Source organism: Bacillus sp. MRMR6, assembly GCF_001940785.1.
In the GTDB taxonomy this organism is placed as follows: Bacteria; Bacillota; Bacilli; order Bacillales; family Cytobacillaceae; genus Neobacillus.
Map to the genome: position 1 here is coordinate 90663 of NZ_MSLS01000003.1, position 24564 is coordinate 115226.

Here is a 24564-nt window from a genome sequence, read left to right on the forward strand (position 1 = left end):
CCACAACCACAAAAAGAGCCAGACCCAATAGTCCGACTCTCCAATCTTATTTCTGTGCGGTAATCGTCGCGAACATGCTCTCAGCAGACGATATCTCGATCCCTTGATAATAATGTTTCACAATATCTTGATAGTTTTTCCCTTCAGCAGCCATGCCGTTGGCCCCATACTGACTCATCCCGACGCCATGGCCAAAGCCCTTGGTTGTGATGACGATATTGCCACCCTTCCGTTCCCATGAAAAATCAGATGACCTCAGTTCAAGTTTTTCGCGTATTTCTTTTCCTGTTAACACTTTTCCGTTAAAGTCTACCTTCGCGACCCGTTTGCCTGCGGTTCGGTCAACAATCGTTCCAATCGTTGCACTTGAACCAATTTTCACACCTAACTTGGATTCAAATTCAGTCACACTCACGACTTTTTGGTCGCTGAACTTTGGTGAGTTTGTATCCCATGGACTTGATACACTGCGTAAGTAAGGCAGTTCGTTGGGCCAATAATCCTCTGAGTTTTCAGTGTATCCATTGCTTGTTGAGTGGAACGAGGCATCGATGGCTTCGCCGTTATAGGTTAAAATTTGTCCGCTTGTGGTACGGACGGCTTCTAAGACCTTTTTCACTTTCCATTCATAATCTTTTCCCCAGTTATCGCGCAGCTGGGCATCGCTGTAATACACTTGGTGGAGTTGAGTATCTGTGACCTCTGCCCCTTCAGGAACACCAATTTTATCTTTACTAAGTAATTTCTTCACAATATATGTTCTCGCGGTCAGTGCTTGAGCTTTCAAGGCCTCTTCTTCAAAGTCTGCAGGCATTTCTGCGGCGACAACTCCGACCAGATAGTCTTCTAGTGAGACATTTTCAATTTGCCCTAATGTGGAGCGATAGACTGCTACTTCGACAGCTGCGTCTGCAGTAGGACCGGTTTCTTCGGTGGCAGGTGTGACATGTTCACCCAATTTACCGCTGGCCTTGTCGTCTGCAAAGGGCAGCACGAGTACGGCTGGTATAATTAAGACTAAGGCAAATAAAAATGATACTAGTACGATGAGTGGTTTGATTTTTTTCATGAATGTGCCTCCAGTTAGAAATTTGTTTCATCTCATTCAATACTATGGAGGAGGACAAGCATTTATGACTAAAAATGAATGATAGAAAATTCGGAATTTACCGTACAAATAATAACCTTAAATCTCAGCAAAAAGTTGCACGGGGACGGTTCTACTGCTTAAAAAGATGCAGTAGAACCGTCCCCGTGCAACCGCCCTATAAAAAGCAAAAACCGAAGAATGTTGAACATCCCTCGGTCAGGCTTTATGCATTTTTTAAAAAGATTGCGGGCATACTAATTTTCGTTGTATGAATTTTGCAGATGGACTTACATCCTTTACGCGTTCATATCTGAGATTAACGTGTTTACTTCGGTAAAGATTACTTCTGCATCGTTAACACGTTCAATGTCTGCGCCTAATGCTTCAAGCTTGCCGTGGAAGTTCACGTAGCCACGATCTAAATGCTTTAATTCAGTTACCCTTGTGTTTCCTTCAGAAACCAGCCCTGTTAAAATAAGAGCGGCTGCTGCACGAAGGTCTGTAGCAGAAACTTCAGCGCCTTGAAGGTTAGATGGTCCGGTCAGAATCACCGAACGACCTTCAATTTTAATTTCAGCATTCATCCGGCGGAATTCCTCAACGTGCATAAAGCGGTTTTCAAAAACCGTCTCGGTAATCATAGAGGTGCCTTTTGCACGGAGCAATAGGGCCATCATCTGCGATTGCATATCTGTTGGGAAACCTGGATGCGGCATCGTTTTAATATCGACTGCCTTAAGCTTTTCTGGACCGATGACACGAATGCCATCATTTTCCTCGACGATCTCTACACCCATTTCCTCCATTTTTGCAATTAGAGAAGATAGATGCTCTGGAACTGCTCCCTGTACAAGGACATTTCCACCCGTAATGGCAGCTGCTACCATAAAGGTTCCAGCTTCAATCCGGTCTGGAATGATATTGTGGTCAGCGCCAAACAACACATCCACACCCTCAATACGAAGTGTCCCTGTGCCAGCGCCGCGTACGTTTGCGCCCATCTTATTCAAGAAGTTTGCAAGGTCGACGATTTCAGGTTCTTTCGCTACGTTCTCAATGATGGTTGTTCCTTTTGCAAGGGTTGCAGCCATCATGATATTTTCAGTCGCCCCAACACTTGGGAAGTCTAAATAGACTTTTGCACCTTTTAAGCGGCCATCTACTTCCGCTTCAATAAAGCCATTACCAACCTTCACTTTCGCACCCATGGCTTCAAAGCCTTTCAGATGCTGGTCGATTGGGCGAGAACCGATTGCGCAGCCGCCTGGTAATGCTACACGAGCACGGCCATTGCGGGCGAGTAATGATCCCATTACAAGTACAGAAGCACGCATTTTTCGAACATATTCGAAAGGCGCTTCTACTTCTAACTCTCTTGATGCATCGACGACAACCGTATTGTTATCAAAAGCAACTTCAGCGTTCAAGTTGCGCAATACTTCATTGATTGTGTATACATCGGAGAGTGTAGGTACATCACGTATTACACTTTTTCCGTCACTTGCTAATAATGTGGCAGCGAGTACAGGCAAAACGGCATTTTTTGCACCTTCAACTTTAACCGTTCCATATAGCCTTTTTCCGCCGCGGACGATGATCTTTTCCAAGAGTATTCCCCTCCGCGTCCATTTTCTCTATATTAATATTCAATCGTAATGATTGGTGTGCCAACTACAAGGGTAGTTCGAGCGCCCAATCCTTCGGAGCGTATCGCAATTTGTAAGTTCATGTTATCGTATGTTTTTCCAATGGTGTCTGAAAACAGCGGTGAAAACGCCGATACAGACATGAAATTATCCTCTTTTAACGCTTCGACCTCGTTAGCTTTAAAAATTTCAAGCAAATTACTTGCCATTACAGGTAAAGCCGTATCAATCTTATCATTGACGCTGCCTTTCATACAAGAAAAAATTGTTGGTTTTCCTCGAAATATGTCTGATAGCCTATTTTCGTATTGATCCTTTGTGAAAAAGGACTCCATCTCCTTATTCCACTCTTTACCGCTGACCCTATAAACTATATACGCATTAACAGGTTGTTTTGTGTGGGTTGCCATAATTTGAAGCGTTTCTTTGTGGTGTTTAGAAGTTGGAGAAACTGCCATTACTTCCCATTTTTGGCTGGTTTCAGCCCGGGACCAATCCCAATCTGGAAATTTCTGCTGAAGCTCCTGTACATATTCCTGTACCTCTATCTCTGAATTAAGGTCAACCAGTTGTTCCCTTGCATAAAAAGACCATTCTTCGAGCATGATATCTTCTGTTTGAAAAACTTCTGCGATTTTCACTATATCGAGACCGCCTTTTGCTTCTGTTAGGCGGTTACCAAAGCCAACCATCGTCGTTAAAATTATCATCATGATGAATATGCTTGAAAATTTCTTTCTCATCTCTATCTCCCCCTTACTACCATTGTTACCAAGGAGAGAAAGAGCATACTTGGGAAATGTCGTCACTTTTTGACAAAGTACTTTGTTCAAAACTTCACTTGCTGTCGTCTAGCTGTATGTTGGTTTTTAACATAAATAACTTTGTTATAAAAATTACGGTCTTTTTCACACTAAATACGATTGTACTCAATTTATTCGTAAAAGGGAACATGTACGAAGACCTAAATTTTTTCCAGTTCTACTTTTACCCCGCATTAACGGACAGTAAAACCCCCACTGATGGAAGTTTCACTCTATTGGAACATTAAGGGTAGCTGCCTTGACCATTGTAGGTAGTCTAGGAAAAAATTACTAACAGTCGATCCAAGAAAAACAGCCAATAATATGTACAATAATCTCGCTTGAAAAACATGGTTCGGTTTCAAAACTTGATCTAAGCGAACTGCTTGAAGTGCCCACCAGGCAAGACTAATAAAAACCAAATGTGAAAAAATACTTACTAACGCCATTTGTCCAAAATCATTAAACATCCTACGACCTCCTTATAAGACAATAAAATACCCAACTATATTGACGTATCAAAGCAGAAAAGGTTTCGGTTATCTGTAATATTTGTAACATTTTTTAGTGAAGGTTCAAAGCATCGAGAGGAAACAAAAGACCACCTTGGTCTTTCATTTCCTCTCAAGTCCTTGATTAATTCGTTTTTGCGACAACTAACACTTTTCCTTGGTCCAGTTCCTCTTCGTACTCTTCGGCTTCTGCTGAGGTTAAGCCCAGCGACTCGAGCTTTGCACGAAGTTCGTCACCACGGGAGCGGAACACGTTGGCAAAGGTATCGAACAAGCCTTGCTCGGCTACCCCAATTTGGTTAATGTCAAAGGCATCTGTTAAGTTCTCCGAGCGCTGCCGATCATGTGCCAGCACATAAATTTCGTCTTTTAGAAAACCTGTAGTGATAAACTTATCAATCTCCGCTCTCGCTTCTACACCATTTTCAACCACTCTTACAAATTCCATTTTCGGTTCCTCCTTTTAAAAATTAGAAACTTACCATGTATTTATCCGTTTTTTTGAATTTCAAACCTTTTTTTGCAAAAGATCAAAGCAGCTGTCCAACTACAAAGGTCGCGTCGTCCTTGCGTGCTTTTGTATAAGGCTGCAGCCGGCTCGACACGCCTTCAATCGTTTGAAAATCGGCTAGTACACGTTTAATGGATGGAGGATGAAGGCCGTCGGTGTGGATGATAAATTTAGACTCTTTTTCATATGGAAATGTTTCAATGCGATACGTTTGGGGCTTTCCTGATAAAAAACCATTAACAGGGATCGGATAAATATAGAGTCCTGGAGGGTTGTAAAAGGCAAATTGAATATTTCCAACTGAGCAATAGGAAACGAGCTTCTGATGAAAATCTACTCTTAAAATCGATACGGTCGCCCCCCTTTTCAACTTCAAACTTTGATTACAAGCATCCATCAGCACATCAATCTCTTCAGAATGCCGCTTTTCAACCACTTCCTTAATCGCATTTGACGAGTCATGGGCATGCTGACCGCTTCCTAACCCATCAGCCACCACACAAATATAATAATTCTCCGTTGCTTTCATATAAAAACTATCGCCGTTACAGCTGTTTCCTTGCTTTGCTAGCTGATAGGCTAATGATTGAATATACTGATTCGATTGATGTTCAAGCATTGGTAGCCTCGAGACGGGCATTTTTATCTAACTCGCTGCGGAGCTTTTCAATCGCCTTCTTTTGTAAACGGGACACATGCATTTGCGAAATCCCCATAACCTCACCTGTATCCTTTTGCGTTTTATTTTCAACAAAGGTCCAGTGGAGAATTTCCTTTTCACGATCTGATAAAACATGTAAGACACTTTGGAGCAGCTCCTGTTGCTCTACTAATTCAAATCCCCTATCACGGGTGCCGACAACATCGAGTGCCGTCAGTGTACTGCCCTCAGAACTTGTTTCAATCGGAGTATCGACCGACAGAGCTTGATAGCCTTGCCCCATTTCCATTGCCTCTAACACTTCTTCCTCACTGACCTCCAGAGTCTGAGCAATTTCCGGTATCTTTGGCGAGCGCTGATAACGATTCGTCAGCTCGTCCACTACTGTTTTCACCTTTGGCCATAATTCTTTAATTCGTCTCGGAACATGGACACTCCACGTCTTATCCCTTAGGTACCGCTTAATTTCTCCAATAACGGTCGGAATTAGATAAGCTTCAAACGATTTACCTGCATCAGGGTCATATCTTCTAATTGCCCCTAATAACCCAATCATTCCTACCTGTCTAATATCTTCATGATAGTCCCTGCCCTTCGAATACTTGTAAGCAAGGCTCCCGACAAGGGCGGTATAATGTTCAACCAGCACGGTTTGGACTTCAGGACTTTCCGTTCGCTGAAATTCTAAAATTAACTGATCGATTTCCTCTTTATTTCGTTTCCAGGTTTGAGATGGCTGTGTCATGAGTTTCACGCTCCCCGCATACATGCTTCACCATGAATACTGTCACGCCAGAATCATTTAATACATGGACTTCATCCATAAGTGTTTCAATTAAAAATATACCTAACCCTCCCTCAGAAAGGTCGTCTGCTGTACTTGATTTGGTATATGGTCCGAACCTGTCTTTCATTTTTTCAAAATGAAAGCTTTTCCCATAATCCGCCACCATCGTTTCTAGCTTTTCTGGATAAATCCCAAAGCCGATGACAACTTCCCCGCCTTCGTCCGCGCGATAGGCGTGCTGGACCGCATTGGTACAGGCCTCACTAACAGCAATCTTCATATCTTCTATCTCTTCATAGCTAAAGCCCATTCGGCCCGCAATTCCTGATAATGTTAATCGAATAACACCTACATATTCTGGTTTTGCTGGAATCTTGATTTCGATGTATTCCATAATCCCCCACCCTCTTTAGTTTACAGAAATATTTATTAGATTACTTAGACCGGTGATCTCGAAAAGCCGACTGAGTCTTTCAGACAAATCGACCAGCTTTAGCTCTCCACCATTTTGGTTCAATTGCTTGAAGAGGCCCACAAACACACCTAAGCCTGTACTATCTAAATAGGACACTTCCTTTAGACTAATGACAACGGTTTGATTGTCCGCTTCCGCCAGCGGAAATAACTTTTCTCTTAGCATCGGCGCTGTAAAGGCATCAATTTCTCCGGTTACTTGTACGAAGGTTTCTCCATTTATGTGATGCTTGTCTATTTTCAGATCCATTTCTATCACCTCTGGAATATTTAGTTGTTATATACCCGGGCCCAGCAAGCCTGAAACCTTTTTTTAAAAATAAGCTGTTTTAAATTTGCCTGATAATTTCCGCTCCAGGCACTTCGCTTTCCGCGGGGAGGTCCTGGAGTCCCCTCAGCGCTAAATCGCTTGCAGGTCTCCTGCAACCTCTACATCCCGCTGGAGTCGAGTGCCTTCCGCTCCAATCATCAATATCCTATAACCCAGCCTAAAAAGGTTGCATCAGAGCTTTCCTTTTAAAAGTAATTCCCTAATCCTTAGAATTTTCTTTTTAAAATAATCAAGGTAAAGTCATCGCGAATTTCGTATTTTTGCATTTTCTCGAGTTCGCGGTAGATTTTTTCGACCATTTCCTGCGCGGGCCTGTCTTTGTAGCTTAGAATCATATCGGTAATGACTGAACGCTCGATAAAGCCATCTTCTGTCCTCGACTCTGTCACACCATCAGATAGTAAAACAATCATATCGCCACACTCGACCTTTTTTTCAAATTGCCGATAATTCATGTTGGGATCTACCCCTAACACGAGGCCGTTTGCATGAAATTCACTAAGTTCATTTTTTGAAAAATCATAGTAAAATCCCGGCTCATGTCCTGCTGAAGAGTAGGTAAAGGTGTGCTGATTCTGGTCATAAACACCGTAAAGCATCGTAATGAACATGCTGGTGTCGACATTGCTTTCGACCACTCGGTTCAGGTTTTCTAATACTTGGTGTGGACGTTTCCGCAACTCGGGGAAACTATCCATTGTATACTTGATCATCGACATACATAGAGCAGCAGGTATACCTTTGCCAATCACATCAGCGATGGCGATACTGATTAGCTGCTGATCCTGAACAAAACGATAATAATCACCATTCATTTGCTTGGCCGGAACACTGATGGCTCCAATATCTACTGCTTCGGTTTGGGGGATTTGCGTTTCTAAAAGAGTATCTTGAAGGCCTGCGGCAACTTCGATTTCGGATTTCATTTCAAACTGCTTATCTCTTAATGATTGATGTTCCTGATAGGCTAAGCCATAGTCCATCATCACCTCTAAGAGAAAGTCAAACGAGGCGAGTACTTCTTTTGGAAGGTCGGGAAGAAGATCCTTTAAGGCACTTCGATGCACATTGATGATTTCCTCGGGGGATATTTGCTGTTCAATTGCTTGTCTGCTAAACCGATGTCCTTGATATAAGGCTATTTCGGTTGACTTTGTTAAATAATTTTCCAGTATGGCTCGATACCTTGGTTCTAATCTTTCTCTGAAATTCATGGTCATCCTCCTCCTAGCGAAGCCATTTAATTACCTGAATACAGGTTCCTCCCCCTACAGTAGAAGTGATATCGAAATCATCCATTAATCGCTTCACTCCTGGTAATCCCGCCCCTAAACCTCCCGATGTGGTAAAACCATCTTCCATGACTTTTCGGATATCTTGAATTCCCGGACCTTGATCCGTGGCAATGACCTTAATGCCGCGTTTTTCAAATTCATTGATCGTTTCGAACTCAATTCTGCCTCGCCCTGCATACAAATAGATATTGCGTGCAAGCTCCGAAATGGCTGTCGTGATTCTCGCTTGATCCACCGAACCAAATCCAAGCTCCTTTGCAACGTTTCTCCCTAGCTGACGCGCTGCAACGATATCCCATTCCGTAATAATTTTTACATAGGATTCGTTCTCCATGCTTACTCCCCCAACTCCCGTTGTAGTGTTTCTAAGCCTTTTTCCAAATCAAGTGCTGTCCTTACGTCTTGAAGGTGAATCCCAAGCTCTACTAAGGTAATCGCTACAGCCGGCTGTATGCCTGTCAAAACCACCTTTGCCCCCATCAGATGCGACATACTCACCACATCGCCGAGCACCTTTGCAATAAAGGAATCTATCACATCCACAGACGTTAAATCGATGACTACCCCATTCGCACCAGTTTCGTGAATTTTATTAAGAAGATCCTCCTGAAATTGAATGGCTGTTTGGTCATCTAGCTCCCACTGTATCGAAACGAGGAGGCAGTTGTATAGTTTTAAAATTGGTATTCTGACCGCCATGCTTTATTCCCCCACTGAGATGATTTTACGGTTTGTCATTGCAAGTGCTGTTTCCACGCCTTTTTGCAGGCTATTCTTCGTAATCAGCTGCTCTAGATTAATTCCTAAATTGACGATTGTTTGCGCAATCTCCGGCCGAATGCCGACAATTAAACATTTCGCTCCGACCAATCTGACTGCCTCGGAAGCCTGAATAATGTGATGGGCTACCATTGTATCCACCACGGGCACGCCGGTAATATCAATTAACACGACCTGGGCCCGATGCTTCACGACACCTTGCAAGAGATTATCCATAATCTGCTTCGCTCTCTCGGTATCAATCGCACCCACTAAAGGCATAACCGTGATATTATCAAAAATCGGAATTAATGGTGCTGACAGCTCCTGAAGAGCAATTTTTTGCAGAGAAACCGTCCTTTGCCACGAGGCAGCATAGTGATTAAGCACCTCTTTGTTCAGCGGCATCACCCACTTGTCATAATCCCAGCCAAATTGCACCTGCTGTTTTTTTGAAGCATCCTCGGTCATATGCTGATTGAGGACTTTTTCAAACTCTCCTAAACTATCGATAATAAAACTAATATTCCAGCCGAGCGGAACCATTTTTTGCGCAAAATCACTAATCTTGTCCGATAAATCTGTTTCATTTTTCATTAAATGTGAAATTAATAGATTGATATATTCGTTACCGATATTCGTATAAACCTGGTCTGACAGGTAGATGGAAACCTTCTGTTCATCCATCCTCATCAGTTTCTCTGTCCATTCCTCTAGCAGCTGTGACCGGTTTGTTTGAATATACTCCACAAAGCGACGCATTCTCAGTCCCCTTTCTCTCCTCTTGTCAGAATTATCTATTATTATAGCAATATACGCTTGGTAAAACATAATTACAGCACATTTTGGCTCAATAGTCCCATTCGGGATACACCATTATTATTTTAAAAAATTTATAGAAATAATGTTTACCATCAGTTATCAGGGGTATATAGATTGTAAGTCAAATGTATATCCTATTTGGTCCTAAGGGCTATATCGAGGAGGAATTTATGATGAAACAGGTTTTAAGTAAATCTCTAATCGCGGTTGGAATTGGTGCCTCGGCTTCGGCTGCAGCACTCTGGTTATCATCCAAGCCAAATCGAATCAAAGCAGAAAGCGTCCTTCGAGATCTAAAACATAAGATCAAACCGAATGAATTTATAAAAAGCGAGCTGCTTCCAGTTAAAAAAGGGGGTAACCCAGATCCACATGATGTGGAAGATAACAATATGGTGAGTGAAGGTGCGATGTATTCCGTTAATTTCTATAATGAGAAGGTTCAATAGTTGGGGTTCAGTTGCCCCAGCTTTTTTTATTTTGGCATTGTTAATAGTTTACTCTCATCATTTATTATTTTGCATATTAAAGCAGGTCAACTTATCATTAGGTTCTTCTAAGTGAAATTTAAAACTAAAGTTAAAAGACATTAATATCTATAGTTAAATTGGAAAATAATATCCAAGAGGTGATTGTGTGGATGAGAATAAATTAAAACTTACATCTTCCGAAATAGGAACTCTGTGGGGAGAATATGTAAATGGGACCATGACAGATGTGGTAAATAGATATATGGTTTCGATCATTGAGGACGAGTCCATTAAAGCTATTTTTGAGGATGCTATTACTACATTTGAAAAACAAAAGAATCAAATCGTTACTTTTTTGGAGAACGACGGGTTTCCAATTCCAATTGGATTTACTGAATCTGACCTCTTTAAAGGTAAACCAAGATTGTTCACGGATATATTTTGCCTAAATTATTTACATATCATGACATTACATGGTTTGCTGGGGCACAGCACTGCATTAGCCGTATCGGTTAGAAAAGACTTAAGGTATTTTTATGATTCCTGCGATAACGATGCGAAAAAAATGTATCACCAGACCATTGAGTTATTACTTGAGAAAGGAAATTTTCAGAGAGACCCTTTATTTTATCCAGCTAAAAACCCTGAATATATTTCAAGCAAAGATTTCGCCGATGGATTTTTCGGTAAGGGGCGAAAATTAGCAGCGACTGAAATCATTAGTATTTCTCTCAACCTTAAAAAGAACATTATGGCTAAAACACTTTCTATCGCATTTAGTCAAGTCGCTCAAACAAAAGAAACAAGAAAGTTTTTAACTGATTCAGAGAAAACGGCTGACCAACAAATCAAAGCTTTTTCAAAAATTATGCAAGCAGATAATTTACCAGTTCCGAAATCATGGGAAACAGAAGTGACCACTTCAACAGCCTCTCCTTTTTCGGATAAGTTAATGTTATATCATATCGGTTTCTTATTTCAAGCTGCACAAAACTATCATGGAGCAGGTCTTGCATCTTCTATGAGAGTTGATCTTGTGACAGCTTATGAGGGTACTATCCTAAAAAATCTTATGGTAACAAAAAAATGGTTTGATTTGATGGTAGAAAATAAATGGTTAGAACAACCTCCTCTTGCTCCTAATAGAAAAGAAATTGCAAAAGAAGTGTAGTAATACGCTTTGGTTATTTAAGTGGATAATAATTGTTTATACTTTTTTCTATGTGGGATGCTGTAAAAGATTCATGCGGAGGAAGTTCATGTATAACATGATTGTACAGGAATAACCTTCGCGGCTTCCCCGGGACAGACAACCTAGCACTTGTTTCTGCTGACTTTGTCCCGCAGCTTCCCCGGGACAGACAACCTAGCACTTGTTTCAGCCGACTTTGTCCCGCAGCTTCCTCGGGGCAGACAACCTAGCGCTCGTTTAAGCCGACTTGTCCCGCGGCAAACAAAAAAGCACTAGACTAAGCGAACCCTAAACGGGTCCGTTAATCTAGCACTTTTCAATATCTATGTTACCCCTTTTATTTGGACCGTAATCGCAAATCGGCCATACTCACGACCCTACTTACAACCAAGCCCCACATAGCAGCTGGTCCCCCAACCAACATGCATGCTACAAGACAACCATCCGCATAGACTCCCCCAAGCCCACGCGGGTCGCTCCTTTACTGCAAGAAATCCATAAACTGATTAAAGTTTCCGTTGATGAATTCATTTGCTAGGTTTGGTGCTAGACCGAACAGCACCGCACCGCCTGCACCGATGATCAAAACGACTAAGATTCCAAATGGAATTTTCGCGAACTTGCTGTCATCTGCTGCTGGACGGAAGAACATTTGTGTCATAATGCCAAAATAGTAGAAATACGATACGACCGTGGTCGCAATCATGATCGAAGCTAGTACATAATGCGGTTCGCCTAAAAACGCTCCGATAAAGATGTTCAGCTTGCCGATGAAGCCTGCTGTTCCCGGGAAGCCGGCCAGGGAAACTAACAACACACCCATTACCACTGCCAACAAAGGTGAACGGCGATACAAACCAGCGTAGTCCGCAATCTTAGAGGAGCCTGTTTTCGACTCAACCAGTTGAATCACCGCAAATGCACCTAGATTCATGAACAAGTACGCAAATAGGTAGAACCAAATCGAATAGAACAGGTTCGCACTCATCGTCGTTAACGCAACTAGAATATAACCAGCGTGCGCGATACTTGAGTAAGCAAACATTCTTTTAATATTCGACTGCCTTAACGCAATGACGTTACCGATAATCATCGTCGCACCTGCGATAAACGCGATATAATCCTGCATGTTATAAAGGATTGGAATCGAACCAGGACCTTCTGTTACCGCTAAGCCAAATACCGATAACAAAATTCGAATCACAATTACAAAGCCTGCAGTCTTTGATACCACACTTAAAAATGCGGTAACAGGTGTTGGTGCACCCTGGTACACGTCCGGAGCCCACATATGGAACGGGGCTGCCGCTAATTTAAAGGCTAACCCGACGAAGATCATTAAGAACGCTAAACCAAGCAAATAAGCGTGCTGCGGGTCTGCAAGCGACTGCAAACGACCAGCTATTTCAATCAAATTAGTCGTGCCGGTTAAACCGTACACATAGCTCATCCCGAACAAGGTAATCGCAGTAGAGATTCCGCCGTTGATGACGTATTTCATCGCCGACTCGTTTGACTGCAAATTGCGCTTCTTCATACCTGCTAGAATATAAGACGAAATCGACAATGTTTCTAAACCGATAAATAACGTGATTAAATCGCCGCTTGATGTCATGAACATCGCACCGAGCAAGCCCGTTAAAAATAAGTAATAAAACTCCCCGTGATACTCATCCAAACTGTCTTTCTTCTCGTAGCTGATGGCTAAGAACATTACTAATCCCGCTCCACCAAGCAATAAGAATTTAAACGCCTTACCAAAGCCGTCCAAGCGGAAGGTATCATCTAGAATGGACGTTGTCTGCATATCGACTAAACCAGCCAGCGATACCATGGCAGCAAGAATTGCTGCGATTGAGATCCACCCGAGGATGCGGCGGTCTTGATTTTTCGGCATAAATAAATCCATCAATGTAATAAGCGCGGCTACACCGACGATGATGAACTCTGGTGTCATGATGCTCCAATTATATGACATTAACTCTTCAAGACTCATCCTTCATCACCCTCCTAACCCAAGCATAATCGTTTCAAGTGTGGCCTGAAGCGGTGAGCTTAGAACGCTTGGATACACTCCGATTAATACAATAAAACCCATCAGCACAAGCACTGGAATCAATTCCAGCCCGTTTAAGTCGCGCAGCCCTGTGAACTCGCGGTGCGCCTTACCGTAGGTAATCGCTAGAACCGCACGCAGTAAGTACACTGCGGTCATGATAATCCCGAGTGTTCCGATCGCCGCAATCCACGGCATTTCCTTGAATAAACCAAAGAACGCCATAAACTCACTGACAAATCCGGACATCCCCGGTAAACCAAGCGAGCCAAGAGCCCCCGCAAGCAAGAAGCCTGACGCAATCGGCATTCCCTTTGCCATACCGCCCAGATTCTCTAGCAGCGACGTATCTGTACGCTCATAGAACGCCCCAACCAAGAAGAACAATAGTGCTGAAATCAACCCGTGCGAGATGACCTGGAAAATCGCCCCTTGCACACCGGCCTCATTCATTGCCGAAAGCCCAATCAACACAATTCCCATATGCGAAATCGAGCTGTAAGCCAAAACCATTTTAAAGTCTGTTTGAATGAACGCTAGGTAGGCTCCGTAAAGGAGATTAACGACTCCGAGTATGGCCAGCCCTACGGCTAACGTCTCAAACTGTCCGGGAAATAATCCCATCCCAAAACGGATCAAACCGTACGCACCAATCTTTAAGAGAATACCAGAGTGAATCATCACAATTGGCGGCGGTGCTTGTACGTGAACTTTCAGCATCCAGCTGTGCAATGGGAAAATCGGTAATTTCACCCCAAAAGCAATCAGTAAAGCGATCAATAAACCTAGCTTCTGATCATTCGTCATTGGGAAATTAGGATCAGCCAGGATCGCCTGCAAATTATCAATATTCGTTGTACCTGTGCGGGCAAATAGAATCATAATCACGATTAACAGGACCGCTGAACCGAGACCGTTGTAGATTAGGAAGCTGTAAGCCGCTTTTTCTTTTTCAAAATAGCCCCATTTTCCAATTAAGAAGAACATTGGAATCAAGGTAAGCTCGAAAAAGACGAAGAATAGAATCAGGTTTTCAGCTGTAAACACGCCGAGTATTCCTAGTTCAAGAAGCAGGAATAGCATGAAATAACCTTTCCATTCTTTTTTAATATACATGCTTGCAATTGCTGCTAACGTTGCCACTACTGTTGTCAGAACAACCAGCAGCATCGAAAAGCCGCTTAGGCCCAGCTCGTAATTGACGGCGAAGATCCCGTCCTGGACACCCAGGCCGCGGAACTGAATCCACTCTGCATATACGTCGAAGTCTGCTAAATCTTTGCCCCAAAGGTAATGAAAATAAGTGCCTAGTGCGGTAATCAGTGCCGGCAGGGTGGCTAGGAAGCCAACCGTTTTAATCGACTTTTCCTGGTCTTTAGGCATGAATGCTAACACGGCAATCCCTAGTAACGGGGAGAATACTAAGATGGTTAGAACGAAAGAAAGATCCATTTTATAAGTACCCCCCTGTTAACGCAAAGATGACGACGAGGATGGCCAAGCCAACAAAGGCGACTGCACCGTACGTTTGCACCTGTCCGGATTGCAGCTTCGAGCCTGAAGCTCCAAGTCCCTGAACAAAACCAGCTACGCCCTTGACGATTCCTTCTACTAAGAAGACATCGATAAAGCGTAAGAAGTAGCTGACACCTTTTGTAAACGCCACAATCGTATATTTATAAAACTCATCCACGAAATATTTGTTGAAAAGAATCGCATGCAGCGTGTCACCTGAGCCTGACAGCCAATTGCGGGCGATCGAACGCTTGAAATAGATTAAATAGGCCAAGTAAATTCCCGCTAATGAAACCAGAGTTGCGGCAATCATTATCCAAATCGGTCCTTCAATATGGCTGTGTCCCAGTGCTTCATTACCGTCAACAAGCCAAGCACCAAGATTATGGTTGAAAGGCGTTTGCACGTAACCTGCCACGACCGCAAGAACGCCAAGGACGATCATAGGATAGGTCATATTTGTTGGTGACTCGTGAACATTTTTCAATGAGCTGCGAGATTCTCCGGTAAACACCATGAAGAACAAGCGGAACATATAGAAAGCCGTCATAAAGGCTGCTGCTAACGCAAGCAAGAAAAGAACAGGATGTCCGCCTTCCCAGGCTGCGATTAAAATTTCATCTTTACTAAAGAAACCAGAGAACAATGGTACTCCGCTGATGGCGAGTGTTCCGATTAAAAACAACGGCGCGGTAAACTTAAGCTTCTTCCAAAGCCCGCCCATTTCTTCAATGTTTTGCGTGTGTACCGCATGAATAACGCTTCCTGCTGCTAAGAACAGTAATGCTTTGAAGAAAGCATGTGTCATTAAGTGGAATACACCGGCAACATAGCCTGCAGACCCTAGAGCGAGCATCATGTAGCCAAGCTGTGAAACCGTTGAGTAAGCGAGTACTCGTTTAATATCCGTTTGGACAAGACCGATGCTCGCGGCAAAGATGGCCGTAAAGGCACCGATTGTCGCGATGGTTAACAGTGCTGCTTCACTCGCTGCAAACAGCGGGAATAGGGCAGCCACAAGGTATACCCCGGCAGCAACCATGGTTGCTGCGTGGATTAACGCTGAAACCGGTGTTGGACCTTCCATCGCATCCGGAAGCCATGTATGTAGTGGGAACTGACCAGATTTACCAACCGCACCAATGAAAATTAAGATGGCGATTACGGTAATCATTGATTGTGATACAGCGCCAGCCTCTACTGCATGGAAAATTTCACTGTATTCAAAGCTTTTTGTTTCCCAGAATAATAGGATCATCCCAATAAAGAGTCCCACGTCCCCGATCCGGGTCATGATAAACGCCTTTTTTGCTGCCGCTCTCGCCTCATTTTTATAAAAGTAGAATCCGATCAGCAAGAACGAGCCGACGCCGACTAGCTCCCAGAAAATATAGGTTTGCAGAAGGTTTGGCGAAATCACAAGGCCAAGCATCGCAAACGTAAATAATCCTAAATAGGCATAGAATACTGGAAACCGCTCATCCCCGTGCATATATCCCTTTGAATAGGTATGTACCAGGAAGCTGACGAGCGAGACAATCACTAGCATTAATGCATTTAATTGATTCACTTCAAAGCCCGCTGTTAAAGAAATATCTCCTATCGTGAGCCACTCAACTGATGTCTTATAGGTTGGTTCTGTAAAACGTTCAAACAGCACCAATAACGAGTAGACCAGCGCTGCCAATGTAGCAAGAATCCCCACATAAGCACTCGCTTCTCTCAGTCGTTTGCCAAATAGAAGAAGGATCAAAAACGATAATAGCGGGAAAAGCGGTATAATCCATGCATTTTCCATCATTATCACTATCCCCTTTTAAACTGGTACCTGTGCGGTGACAGGCACCACCTATCATTTTTACAATCTTGTTAGTTTTTCATTGTATTTATGTCGTCGATATTAACGGTTTTGCGTGTGCGGTATAGGGCAATCAGGATTGCCAGACCGACAGCTGCTTCGGCAGCGGCAACGCAAATGACGAACAATGCGAAGATCTGACCGGTGATGGACGGTGCCATTCCATATTTACTAAAGGTTACTAGGTTGATATTGACGGCATTTAGCATTAGTTCAATCGAAATCAACACAATTACGGTGTTCCGTTTTGTTAATGCACCATATAACCCGATGCAAAAAAGAATTAGTGCCAGCGCTAGGAAGGCTGAAGCGGGAACTGAACTCATTCCTTATCCGCCTCCTTCTCCTCTTTTTTGGCTAAAACAATCGAACCCACAAGTGCCACTAACAATAAGGCAGAAGTCAATTCAAAAGGAATGACCCATTTTGAGTAAAGGGCTACCCCAATTTGCATGGTATTCTCTACATGTAGGTCGGTTGGAACCTGTGGGATGTTGAAGTCATAAATACCGATGTAAAAGGCAATTGCAAAGCCGACAACACCCAGGAATAAGAAAATCCTTCTCCAACTTCCCGGTGAATTGGTCTCTCCCTTGTCATCATGCTTCGTTAACATGATTCCAAATAGCATGATTATCGTAATCGCACCTGAGTAAATTAAGATTTGCACAGCGGCCACAAATTCTGCTGACAGCAAAACGAAGATACCGGCGATGCTTACGAATGTGAAGATCAGGGCAACGACCATGTGCACGACTTTGGTAAGGTTCAACAGCAGCACGCCGCCGATGATGGCGACAAGTGCAAGGCCCATAAATGCGATAAATTCGCCTGTTATTGTCATGCTTTATTCACCTGCCGTACGTTTTCATCGTTCTCATCTAAATATTCAAGGTTTTTAAATAACATATCACGGCTGTACTCGGCCAATTCAAAGTTATTGGTCATGACAATCGCTTCCGTCGGGCAGACCTCCGTACACAGGTCACAGAGGATACAAATCTCGAAGTTAATGTCGTACGTATCGATGATTTTTCCCTTTTTCGCTGGATCAGGATGCTTTTTACCCGTTAATTGAATACAGTCCGTCGGGCAAATATTCGCACACTGATTACAAACAATACATTTCTCAGGATAAAACTTCTGAATCCCGCGAAATCGGTCTGGCAGTGGAAGCGGCTCCTTCGGATAATTATATGTTACTTTTTCCTTCGTTAATTGTTTTAGGGTATATTTCAAGCCTTTTGTAAATCCAAGCACGTTTTTTCACCCCTTTTTTCATTTGAATGGTGCCTGTCACCTTTAATTATGTCAACCTGGTGCCTGTCACCCATTTTATTTAGAAAAATAATGTTTTGATTAAAGCTGTTAAGAAAATGTTTGCCAATGCTACAGGGAACAGTACTTTCCAAGCGAATTCCATGAGTCTGTCGATTCGGAATCGCGGCAGTGTTGCCCGTAACCATATATAAACAAAGACAACCACGCTAAATTTGAGTGCAAACCAAACGGCACCAGGGATAAACCCTAAAATGTCGAGCGGTGGCAGCCAGCCGCCTAAGAAAATGACGGTGATCAAGGATGACATTGCGAATAAGTAAACATATTCAGTCAGCATAAAGAATGCCCAACGGAATCCTGAATACTCAACAAAGTATCCGGCAACAAGCTCGTTCTCTGACTCTGGGAGATCGAATGGTGTCCGGTTTAATTCGGCAATCGATGCGATAAAGAACACAACAAACCCCACTGGCTGCAAGAAAATGAACCAAGCGGTTTCACCTTGCCGTAAGACAATATCATTTAGGTTTAAGCTTCCTGATAAAAGGATTACGCCCAAGACGCTCATAACGAGCGGAATTTCATAGGAAATCATCTGTGCACCCGCACGCATGCCTCCTAGGAGCGCATATTTATTGTTAGATGCCCAGCCGCCAAGGACCAAGCCAAATACAGTCATTCCGGAAACGGCAATATAATAAAGCAGTCCCACCCCGATATCGGCAAATTGGAATCTGTCCGTAAACGGAATGGTCGCCAGTACCATAAAGGCTGGAGTAAAGGCAATGATTGGTGCCAGGATAAATAACGGCTTGTCGGCTGCCTTTGGTATTACGTCTTCTTTTAATAATAGTTTCAGAACGTCGGCTACCGTCTGCAATAATCCCCACTTACCACCGAGCTGGTTTGGGCCGTGACGTGCCTGCATGTATCCTAAAACCTTTCGCTCTGCTAAAATGGCATAGGTTACGAAGCCTAGTACCACTAATAGTAAGACAACGGCAAGTAAAAAGAAGATTCCAAAGTTGGCCCAGCCTGGACTGGAATGGAGCAACTCTTCTACCATTAGCCGTCCACCTCCCCAAGGACAATATCAATTGCCCCTAAAATCGCAATCAAGTTTGCAATATTTTCGCCTACTAATAATTTCGGAAGAATTTGCAGATTATAGAATGAAGGTCTTCTAAACTTCAAGCGATATGGCTCTTTTTTACCGTTACTTGCGATATAGCAGCCGATCTCTCCGCGTGGAGATTCAATTCTGACAAATGCCTCACCTTTTGGCGCCTTAATAATCTTCGGCACCTTTGCAAGGATATCACCCTCCGCCGGAAATTGTTCACAGGCTTGCTCAAGGATATTTAATGATTCTTCGATTTCCTCTAAGCGAACATGATAGCGCGCCAAACAGTCTCCTGTTTCCCGTGTTACCGTCTTAAACTCAAAACGGTCATAGATTGAATAGGGTTCGTCTTTACGAAGATCCCATTTCACACCGGTACTGCGCAGATTCGGTCCACTTAGTGAATAGTTGATGGCATCTTCTTTCGAGTAAACGCCAACCCCTTTTACCCTGTCCAAAAAGATTTCATTTCCAGAAACCAGGTCGTGGTATCCCTTCAGCTGCTCGCGCAAATATGGAACAAATTCTCTGACCTTATCTACCCAGCCTTCAGGAGCATCCCACTTTACCCCGCCTACACGCATATAGTTAAACGTCAGGCGTGCACCTGATAGTTCATTCAGCATATTAATAATCATTTCGCGGTCACGGAAGGCATAAATAAATGGACTTGTTGCACCCAAGTCAAGGATGTATGTTCCCCATGCGACAAGATGGCTCGCAACGCGCCCAAGTTCCATTGCCATTACACGCAGATATTCGGCACGATCTGGCACTTGAATGCCCGTCATCGTTTCAACTGCGTGACAAAGGACATAGTTATTGGTCATCGCTGACAAATAATCCATCCGGTCGGTATAAGGAATAATCTGCGTGTATTGGAGATCTTCCGCAATTTTTTCCGTACCGCGGTGTAAGTAGCCGATGACTGGAGTTGCTTCCGTGATAATTTCACCGTCTATTTTGACGACAAGCCGGAACACCCCGTGCGTACTTGGATGCTGAGGACCGACGTTTAGTAACATTTCTTCTGTTCTGATCATTGGCTATACCTCCACATCATACGGTTCATAATCTTTGCGCAGTGGATGGCCAACCCAATCTTCTCCAAGCATAATCCGATGTAAGTTCGGATGTCCGGTAAACTTTATTCCCAGTAAATCATACGCTTCGCACTCAGGCCAGTCTGCTCCTGCCCAAATAGGCTGCAAGGACTCGATTGTTGGTTCATCTCGGTCAATCTTCACCTTCAAGGCAACCGATTGACGGTTTTTGTATGAGTATAAGTGAACATACACTTCCATATGGGTTTCAAAATCCGATCCATGAAGCTCTGATAGATAATCAAACCCTAGGAGCTCGTTATACTTTAAAAATTGAGCCAGTTTGAAATATGTATCACGCTTCGCCACAAGGGTCGGAACGTCCTTTGATAATTTATTAATATAAGAATCTTCTAATATGTCAGCGCCTAGGTTTTCTTCTATCACCTTTCTGTATTTATCAAGGAAAGGTTGATTTGCTGATGGTGCCGCTGGGGCTTCCTCGGCTGCCGTGTCGCCAGTTTTTCCAGCTACTTTTGCTTTTGCTGCTGCCGCCGCTTTCGCCTTGGCTTTTGCCGCTGCAATTGCTTTCGCCTTTTCGTCATCGCCGCCCGCTGTGTCCTCGGTTCCGCCTGCTTTTGCCGCTGCCGCTGCTTTTGCCTTCGCCGCTGCTGCCGCTTTGGCTTTCGCTACTGCTGCTGCCTTTTTCTTCGCAAGATCATCTGCATCACCAGAGTCCGCCGCTTCTTCAGCTGGCGTATCTCCCGCGAGCTCCATCGCCTTACGCTTTGCCGCTGCTGCCGCTTTGGCTTTCGCTACTGCTGCTGCCTTTTTCTTCGCAAGATCATCTGCATCACCAGAGTCCGCCGCTTCTTCAGCTGGCGTATCTCCCTCGAGCTCCATCGCCTTACGCTTTGCCGCTGCCGCCGCTTTTGCCTTCGCTACTGCTGCTGCTTTTTTCTTCGCAAGGTCATCTGAGTCACCGCTCAGTTCAGGCTCAGAGGTTTCTACCACTGACGCTTCGGACGCTGGCTCCTCATCTGTGATTCCTTCGCGTTTCTTTTTCGCTAATGCTGCAGCTTTCGCTTTCGCCGCCGCAGCTGCCTTTTTCTTCGCAAGGTCAGCGTCGCCGGACCCAAATGTTGCTTCCTCTTTAGGGGCCTCCGGTTCGGTTTCCTGTTTCGGTGCCGCTGCTGCCGTTTCGCCTGCTTCCTTCGCCTTACGTCTAGCTAAAGCTGCAGCCTTGGCCTTTTCAGCGGCCTCCTTCTTCAATTGGTCGAGATCTTTTTCCCCGCTCATCGGTTAGATCACCTTCTTCCCAGTCTTCGCTTCGTAACGAATCTTTTCCTTTAATTTATTTATTCCATAAATTAATGCCGCTGGGTTTGGAGGGCAGCCAGGAATGTACACATCAACCGGTACGATTTGGTCAACACCTTTAACCACTGAATACGACTTCACATACGGCCCGCCTGCAGTGGCACAGGATCCCATCGCAATTACCCATTTCGGCTCCGGCATTTGATCATACAAACGGCGGACAATCGGCGCCATTTTCTTGGTCACCGTACCAGATACAATCATACAATCAGATTGCCTTGGTGATGTACGGAAAATCGTCCCAAATCGGTCAAGGTCATAATTTGCTCCCCCCGTACCCATCATTTCAATCGCACAACAAGCCAGACCAAATGTCATCGGCCACAGCGAATTACTGCGCGCCCATGCTTTAATTTGCTCCAGCGTAGCGAAAAACACATTTCTTTCTAACTCCTGCATTTCTTCTGGCGAAAGGTTGTCTAGTTTTAAATCCATTGTAGCACCTTCTTATTCCAAGCGTAGATTAAGCCAATTAACAGCATCACTACAAATATCAACATCTCAATTAACGCAAAAACTCCAAGCTTTTCATAGGCAACAGCCCAAGGATATAAAAATACAGTCTCTACATCAAAAATAACAAACATAAGGGCAAAAATATAATAGCGGACATTGAACTGTACACGGGAATCGTGAAACGGATCAATACCGCTTTCATACGTGGTATACTTCTGTTCACTCGGCTTATGAGGACGCAAAAGCTTACCTAAATATAACGCCACCACTGGCAGCAAAACCCCAAGACATAGGAACACAAAAACTATCAGATAATTATTCTGATATAAATTAAAAAGTTCCATGCCTATCCCCTCCAATGTTGTAAATTTTCATATTAATGAAATTTGTAACCGATAACAATTATAGCATTGTTACAAACTTGTGTCGACCGCGCCCACTTTAAAAATTGGAAATTCTATCGCCGCAAAATTTCCCATTCCAAGCGTTTGAGAGCTCGCTCTCAGGAAACGCCTTGGAATGGGGAATTTTGCAAGCTTCAGCGATAGCTGAAGCGCAAGTTGCGATAGCAACTGGCGAGAGAATTTCCAATTTTTCAACCAGGACCGGTCTTAGTCGACACAAGGCCCCAGCCCTGAGCGTTTGCGTGATCTCGCAGTTATAGCTGCCTGAAATCACTTCAGAGATGACGCAAAAAGCGAATGGTATCAATATAGAAGAAAGCTTACCTGCACGTGATCTGAAGCAAAGCGGAAGATGACGTGCCTTTTTAAACAGGCTCGCAAGAGCCATGCACAGCAACAGGCTCGCAAGATCCGCGTCCATCCCCCTGTTGACAACTACCCTTATTAAACACCAAATTTTTCAATATCACAGTGATAATTGTCATGAAAAGTTCACTGGATACACGCATTTTGGTAAAAAAGCTCACTATCTCACAAACATTTCCTCTATCTTAAAATGTGGTATTATGCATTTACTCTATAGGTATGTACAAAAAAACTAGGAAATACGTAAAAAAACAATAACTATTTATTTTTCACTACTATTGAAAAATTCACCTGCCATTTCAAACAATTTATCAGTGGCTACACATTATTTTGGACAAAAAGGTCACTCTCTTGGTTCCCTCCACATCAAACTCACACAGAGAACGACCACTAGATAAATGCTCGAATTACCACAAATATGCTTAATACCAGTCCAATAAGGGCAAGAAAAGAAAAAACCACTAATTCTTTCATTTCTCTTTTTCTTACTAACTGTGGAACTTCCCAGGCAAAAAGTATCGCAAAAATGGATATCATCATTAAAATCTTCAGCATTTTTTTATCCTTTTCATTTAATTAAGCCAATTCTTCTTATGAAGGTTTTTGAAGTTATCTGAACGTCTAATTGGGGAAATCTTTGTTCCCAATCATTTTTATAGGTCGCATTCCATTCTCTTGGATATTTCTTGTATACCGATTGCCCGAATCCGAATATGTCTGACTGATAGCCCTTTTGCGCCTTATCCACGACCATTTGGACTCTTTTCCTAACATTCTTATTAATTTCTTTTTGAATATCCTCAAGTACTTTTGTGTCTGAAAGATCTAACTGTGAGTCATTTTCTATTACACTCATTTCTGAGGTCACATTCAATCTCATTTTTATTTCATCATGTTTTAGAATGGGAATCCTTTTCGTCTCTGCTCTACTAATTTCCATACTTATGTTCCCGCCGCCTTTCTCTTGAGGAACCTTAATCGTAATAACTCCTGTTTCAATTTCATCACGAATCCAAAGCAGGCCGCGCGTTTCCACTTCATCCATCCAGCCCACCAATTTGTCATCTTTAAACACAGCAAGTCCATTAATCGCTTGTGTTTTTGTTTTATTTTTGGAATCAACCTCTAGTGGCTTTAAAGAATACTGGGGGGCAAATGGTTCTATACCCTCTGTAAGAATCATGTTTAAAAAATCCCTAACATACACGGTTACACCTACATTCAGTTTTGCCAGTTCTTTCATTTCTTCCGCCGAAATGTTTTCAAACTTTGGTATGATGGTGATGATTTCAGAGGCTTTACCCTTTGTAAACATGACAAAACTGTTTATCCGAGGCTCAGCGTACCTTGTATGGAAATCAATTATATGATAAACCCCTTGTTTTGCTAAGTCCTCTCCAATCAAAAGGACCCGACTTTGAGAGAAGAATATTCTCCTAGGCAGCTTTCCTTGGATATTTCGGTATGCTTCTGATACGGTAGCACCCGTTTCTGAAATAAGGATGGTGCTTTGCTCACTGCTTCCGCCCTGGCCTCCCCCAGTTGATCCTAACTTTGCTGGAACTGCTACTTGAAGCGATAAGCGAAGTTGATTTTCTTCTACAAGGTCTATTCCAATTGCCGATACAATGGCAATATCGTTAATTTCAGACCGGTCCCAGCAGCCTGCAAGGATACTCATTGTGATTACCCAAAGTGGAAATAGTCTAATCCCTTTCATCGATACCAT

29 protein-coding genes are annotated in these 24564 nt (G+C 43.3%); 2 read left to right on the plus strand and 27 right to left on the minus strand.

Features of this window, described 5'->3' with window-relative positions:
- Window positions 1-46: 46 nt before the first annotated feature.
- The 13 genes from spoIID to BTR25_RS04725 form a co-directional block, all read right to left on the minus strand.
- The gene (gene spoIID, locus BTR25_RS04660) at window positions 47-1069 is read right to left on the minus strand and encodes a stage II sporulation protein D (protein WP_075686633.1); all 1023 of its coding nucleotides are present in this window, start codon (window positions 1067-1069) and stop codon (window positions 47-49) included.
- Window positions 1070-1386: 317 nt separating this feature from the next.
- Window positions 1387-2697 carry a UDP-N-acetylglucosamine 1-carboxyvinyltransferase gene (gene murA, locus BTR25_RS04670; protein ID WP_075686636.1) on the minus strand — a complete coding sequence of 437 codons (1311 nt, stop codon included), beginning with the start codon at window positions 2695-2697 and terminating at the stop codon, window positions 1387-1389.
- 32 nt (window positions 2698-2729) lie between these two features.
- Window positions 2730-3479, minus strand: coding sequence for a YwmB family TATA-box binding protein (locus BTR25_RS04675; protein WP_075686638.1), 750 nt, complete (start codon window positions 3477-3479; stop codon window positions 2730-2732).
- A gap of 293 nt (window positions 3480-3772) precedes the next feature.
- Window positions 3773-4009: a DUF1146 family protein gene (locus BTR25_RS04680; protein ID WP_075686640.1), complete on the minus strand. Its 237-nt coding sequence runs from the start codon at window positions 4007-4009 to the stop codon at window positions 3773-3775.
- Between the two features lie 166 nt (window positions 4010-4175).
- The gene (locus BTR25_RS04685; RefSeq protein ID WP_075686642.1) at window positions 4176-4499 is read right to left on the minus strand and encodes a YflT domain-containing protein; all 324 of its coding nucleotides are present in this window, start codon (window positions 4497-4499) and stop codon (window positions 4176-4178) included.
- A gap of 82 nt (window positions 4500-4581) precedes the next feature.
- The gene (locus BTR25_RS04690; RefSeq protein WP_075686644.1) at window positions 4582-5181 is read right to left on the minus strand and encodes a PP2C family serine/threonine-protein phosphatase; all 600 of its coding nucleotides are present in this window, start codon (window positions 5179-5181) and stop codon (window positions 4582-4584) included.
- Window positions 5174-5968, minus strand: coding sequence for an RNA polymerase sigma factor SigB (sigB, locus tag BTR25_RS04695; protein WP_075686646.1), 795 nt, complete (start codon window positions 5966-5968; stop codon window positions 5174-5176). Before sigB ends, BTR25_RS04690 begins: the two co-directional genes overlap by 8 nt.
- Window positions 5934-6404, minus strand: coding sequence for an anti-sigma B factor RsbW (gene rsbW / locus BTR25_RS04700; protein ID WP_075686648.1), 471 nt, complete (start codon window positions 6402-6404; stop codon window positions 5934-5936). The genes sigB and rsbW overlap by 35 nt, the downstream gene beginning before the upstream one ends.
- A 15-nt stretch (window positions 6405-6419) precedes the next feature.
- On the minus strand, window positions 6420-6734 hold the full coding sequence (locus BTR25_RS04705) for an anti-sigma factor antagonist (RefSeq protein WP_075686650.1): 315 nt from the start codon (window positions 6732-6734) through the stop codon (window positions 6420-6422).
- Window positions 6735-7021: 287 nt separating this feature from the next.
- The gene (locus BTR25_RS04710) at window positions 7022-8029 is read right to left on the minus strand and encodes a PP2C family protein-serine/threonine phosphatase (protein WP_075686652.1); all 1008 of its coding nucleotides are present in this window, start codon (window positions 8027-8029) and stop codon (window positions 7022-7024) included.
- Between the two features lie 13 nt (window positions 8030-8042).
- Complete coding sequence (locus tag BTR25_RS04715) at window positions 8043-8444, minus strand: anti-sigma regulatory factor (RefSeq protein WP_075686653.1); 402 nt, start codon at window positions 8442-8444, stop codon at window positions 8043-8045.
- A 2-nt stretch (window positions 8445-8446) separates the two neighbouring features.
- On the minus strand, window positions 8447-8809 hold the full coding sequence (locus tag BTR25_RS04720) for an STAS domain-containing protein (protein WP_075686655.1): 363 nt from the start codon (window positions 8807-8809) through the stop codon (window positions 8447-8449).
- 3 nt (window positions 8810-8812) lie between these two features.
- Entirely contained in the window at window positions 8813-9631 is an 819-nt protein-coding gene (locus tag BTR25_RS04725; protein ID WP_075686657.1) for an STAS domain-containing protein, read from the minus strand.
- A 230-nt stretch (window positions 9632-9861) separates the two neighbouring features.
- Here BTR25_RS04725 and BTR25_RS04730 point away from each other — a divergent pair, with 230 nt between their 5' ends.
- Complete coding sequence (locus tag BTR25_RS04730) at window positions 9862-10140, plus strand: hypothetical protein (RefSeq protein WP_139311172.1); 279 nt, start codon at window positions 9862-9864, stop codon at window positions 10138-10140.
- Between the two features lie 187 nt (window positions 10141-10327).
- Window positions 10328-11332: a DUF3231 family protein gene (locus BTR25_RS04735; protein ID WP_075686661.1), complete on the plus strand. Its 1005-nt coding sequence runs from the start codon at window positions 10328-10330 to the stop codon at window positions 11330-11332.
- 502 nt (window positions 11333-11834) lie between these two features.
- On the opposite strand, the gene nuoN is transcribed toward BTR25_RS04735, so the two are convergent.
- From nuoN to BTR25_RS04800, 14 genes are all read right to left on the minus strand, one after another.
- Window positions 11835-13349 (minus strand): NADH-quinone oxidoreductase subunit NuoN, encoded by a 1515-nt coding sequence (gene nuoN, locus BTR25_RS04740; RefSeq protein WP_075686663.1) that lies wholly within the window; start codon window positions 13347-13349, stop codon window positions 11835-11837.
- A gap of 6 nt (window positions 13350-13355) precedes the next feature.
- On the minus strand, window positions 13356-14861 hold the full coding sequence (locus BTR25_RS04745) for a complex I subunit 4 family protein (RefSeq protein ID WP_075686665.1): 1506 nt from the start codon (window positions 14859-14861) through the stop codon (window positions 13356-13358).
- Window position 14862: 1 nt separating this feature from the next.
- Window positions 14863-16725 carry an NADH-quinone oxidoreductase subunit L gene (nuoL, locus tag BTR25_RS04750; RefSeq protein WP_075686667.1) on the minus strand — a complete coding sequence of 621 codons (1863 nt, stop codon included), beginning with the start codon at window positions 16723-16725 and terminating at the stop codon, window positions 14863-14865.
- Between the two features lie 68 nt (window positions 16726-16793).
- Window positions 16794-17108: an NADH-quinone oxidoreductase subunit NuoK gene (gene nuoK, locus BTR25_RS04755; protein ID WP_075686669.1), complete on the minus strand. Its 315-nt coding sequence runs from the start codon at window positions 17106-17108 to the stop codon at window positions 16794-16796.
- On the minus strand, window positions 17105-17626 hold the full coding sequence (locus BTR25_RS04760) for an NADH-quinone oxidoreductase subunit J (protein ID WP_075686671.1): 522 nt from the start codon (window positions 17624-17626) through the stop codon (window positions 17105-17107). Before BTR25_RS04760 ends, nuoK begins: the two co-directional genes overlap by 4 nt.
- On the minus strand, window positions 17623-18042 hold the full coding sequence (gene nuoI, locus BTR25_RS04765) for an NADH-quinone oxidoreductase subunit NuoI (protein ID WP_075686673.1): 420 nt from the start codon (window positions 18040-18042) through the stop codon (window positions 17623-17625). The genes BTR25_RS04760 and nuoI overlap by 4 nt, the downstream gene beginning before the upstream one ends.
- Before the next feature lie 79 nt (window positions 18043-18121).
- The gene (gene nuoH / locus BTR25_RS04770; protein WP_075686675.1) at window positions 18122-19129 is read right to left on the minus strand and encodes an NADH-quinone oxidoreductase subunit NuoH; all 1008 of its coding nucleotides are present in this window, start codon (window positions 19127-19129) and stop codon (window positions 18122-18124) included.
- Window positions 19129-20229, minus strand: a complete 1101-nt coding sequence (locus BTR25_RS04775) for an NADH-quinone oxidoreductase subunit D (RefSeq protein WP_075686677.1) — start codon at window positions 20227-20229, stop codon at window positions 19129-19131. The genes nuoH and BTR25_RS04775 overlap by 1 nt, the downstream gene beginning before the upstream one ends.
- 3 nt (window positions 20230-20232) lie before the next feature.
- A complete protein-coding gene (locus BTR25_RS04780; RefSeq protein WP_075686679.1) occupies window positions 20233-21528 on the minus strand; it encodes an NADH-quinone oxidoreductase subunit C in 1296 nt (431 codons plus the stop codon).
- A 3-nt stretch (window positions 21529-21531) separates the two neighbouring features.
- Window positions 21532-22044, minus strand: coding sequence for a NuoB/complex I 20 kDa subunit family protein (locus tag BTR25_RS04785; protein ID WP_075686681.1), 513 nt, complete (start codon window positions 22042-22044; stop codon window positions 21532-21534).
- The gene (locus BTR25_RS04790) at window positions 22035-22409 is read right to left on the minus strand and encodes an NADH-quinone oxidoreductase subunit A (protein ID WP_075686683.1); all 375 of its coding nucleotides are present in this window, start codon (window positions 22407-22409) and stop codon (window positions 22035-22037) included. Before BTR25_RS04790 ends, BTR25_RS04785 begins: the two co-directional genes overlap by 10 nt.
- 97 nt (window positions 22410-22506) lie before the next feature.
- The gene (locus BTR25_RS04795; RefSeq protein WP_075686685.1) at window positions 22507-22890 is read right to left on the minus strand and encodes a hypothetical protein; all 384 of its coding nucleotides are present in this window, start codon (window positions 22888-22890) and stop codon (window positions 22507-22509) included.
- 335 nt (window positions 22891-23225) lie between these two features.
- Window positions 23226-23390: a hypothetical protein gene (locus BTR25_RS27420; protein WP_175596701.1), complete on the minus strand. Its 165-nt coding sequence runs from the start codon at window positions 23388-23390 to the stop codon at window positions 23226-23228.
- A 13-nt stretch (window positions 23391-23403) separates the two neighbouring features.
- The gene (locus BTR25_RS04800; RefSeq protein ID WP_075686687.1) at window positions 23404-24555 is read right to left on the minus strand and encodes a Ger(x)C family spore germination protein; all 1152 of its coding nucleotides are present in this window, start codon (window positions 24553-24555) and stop codon (window positions 23404-23406) included.
- Window positions 24556-24564 lie beyond the last annotated feature (9 nt).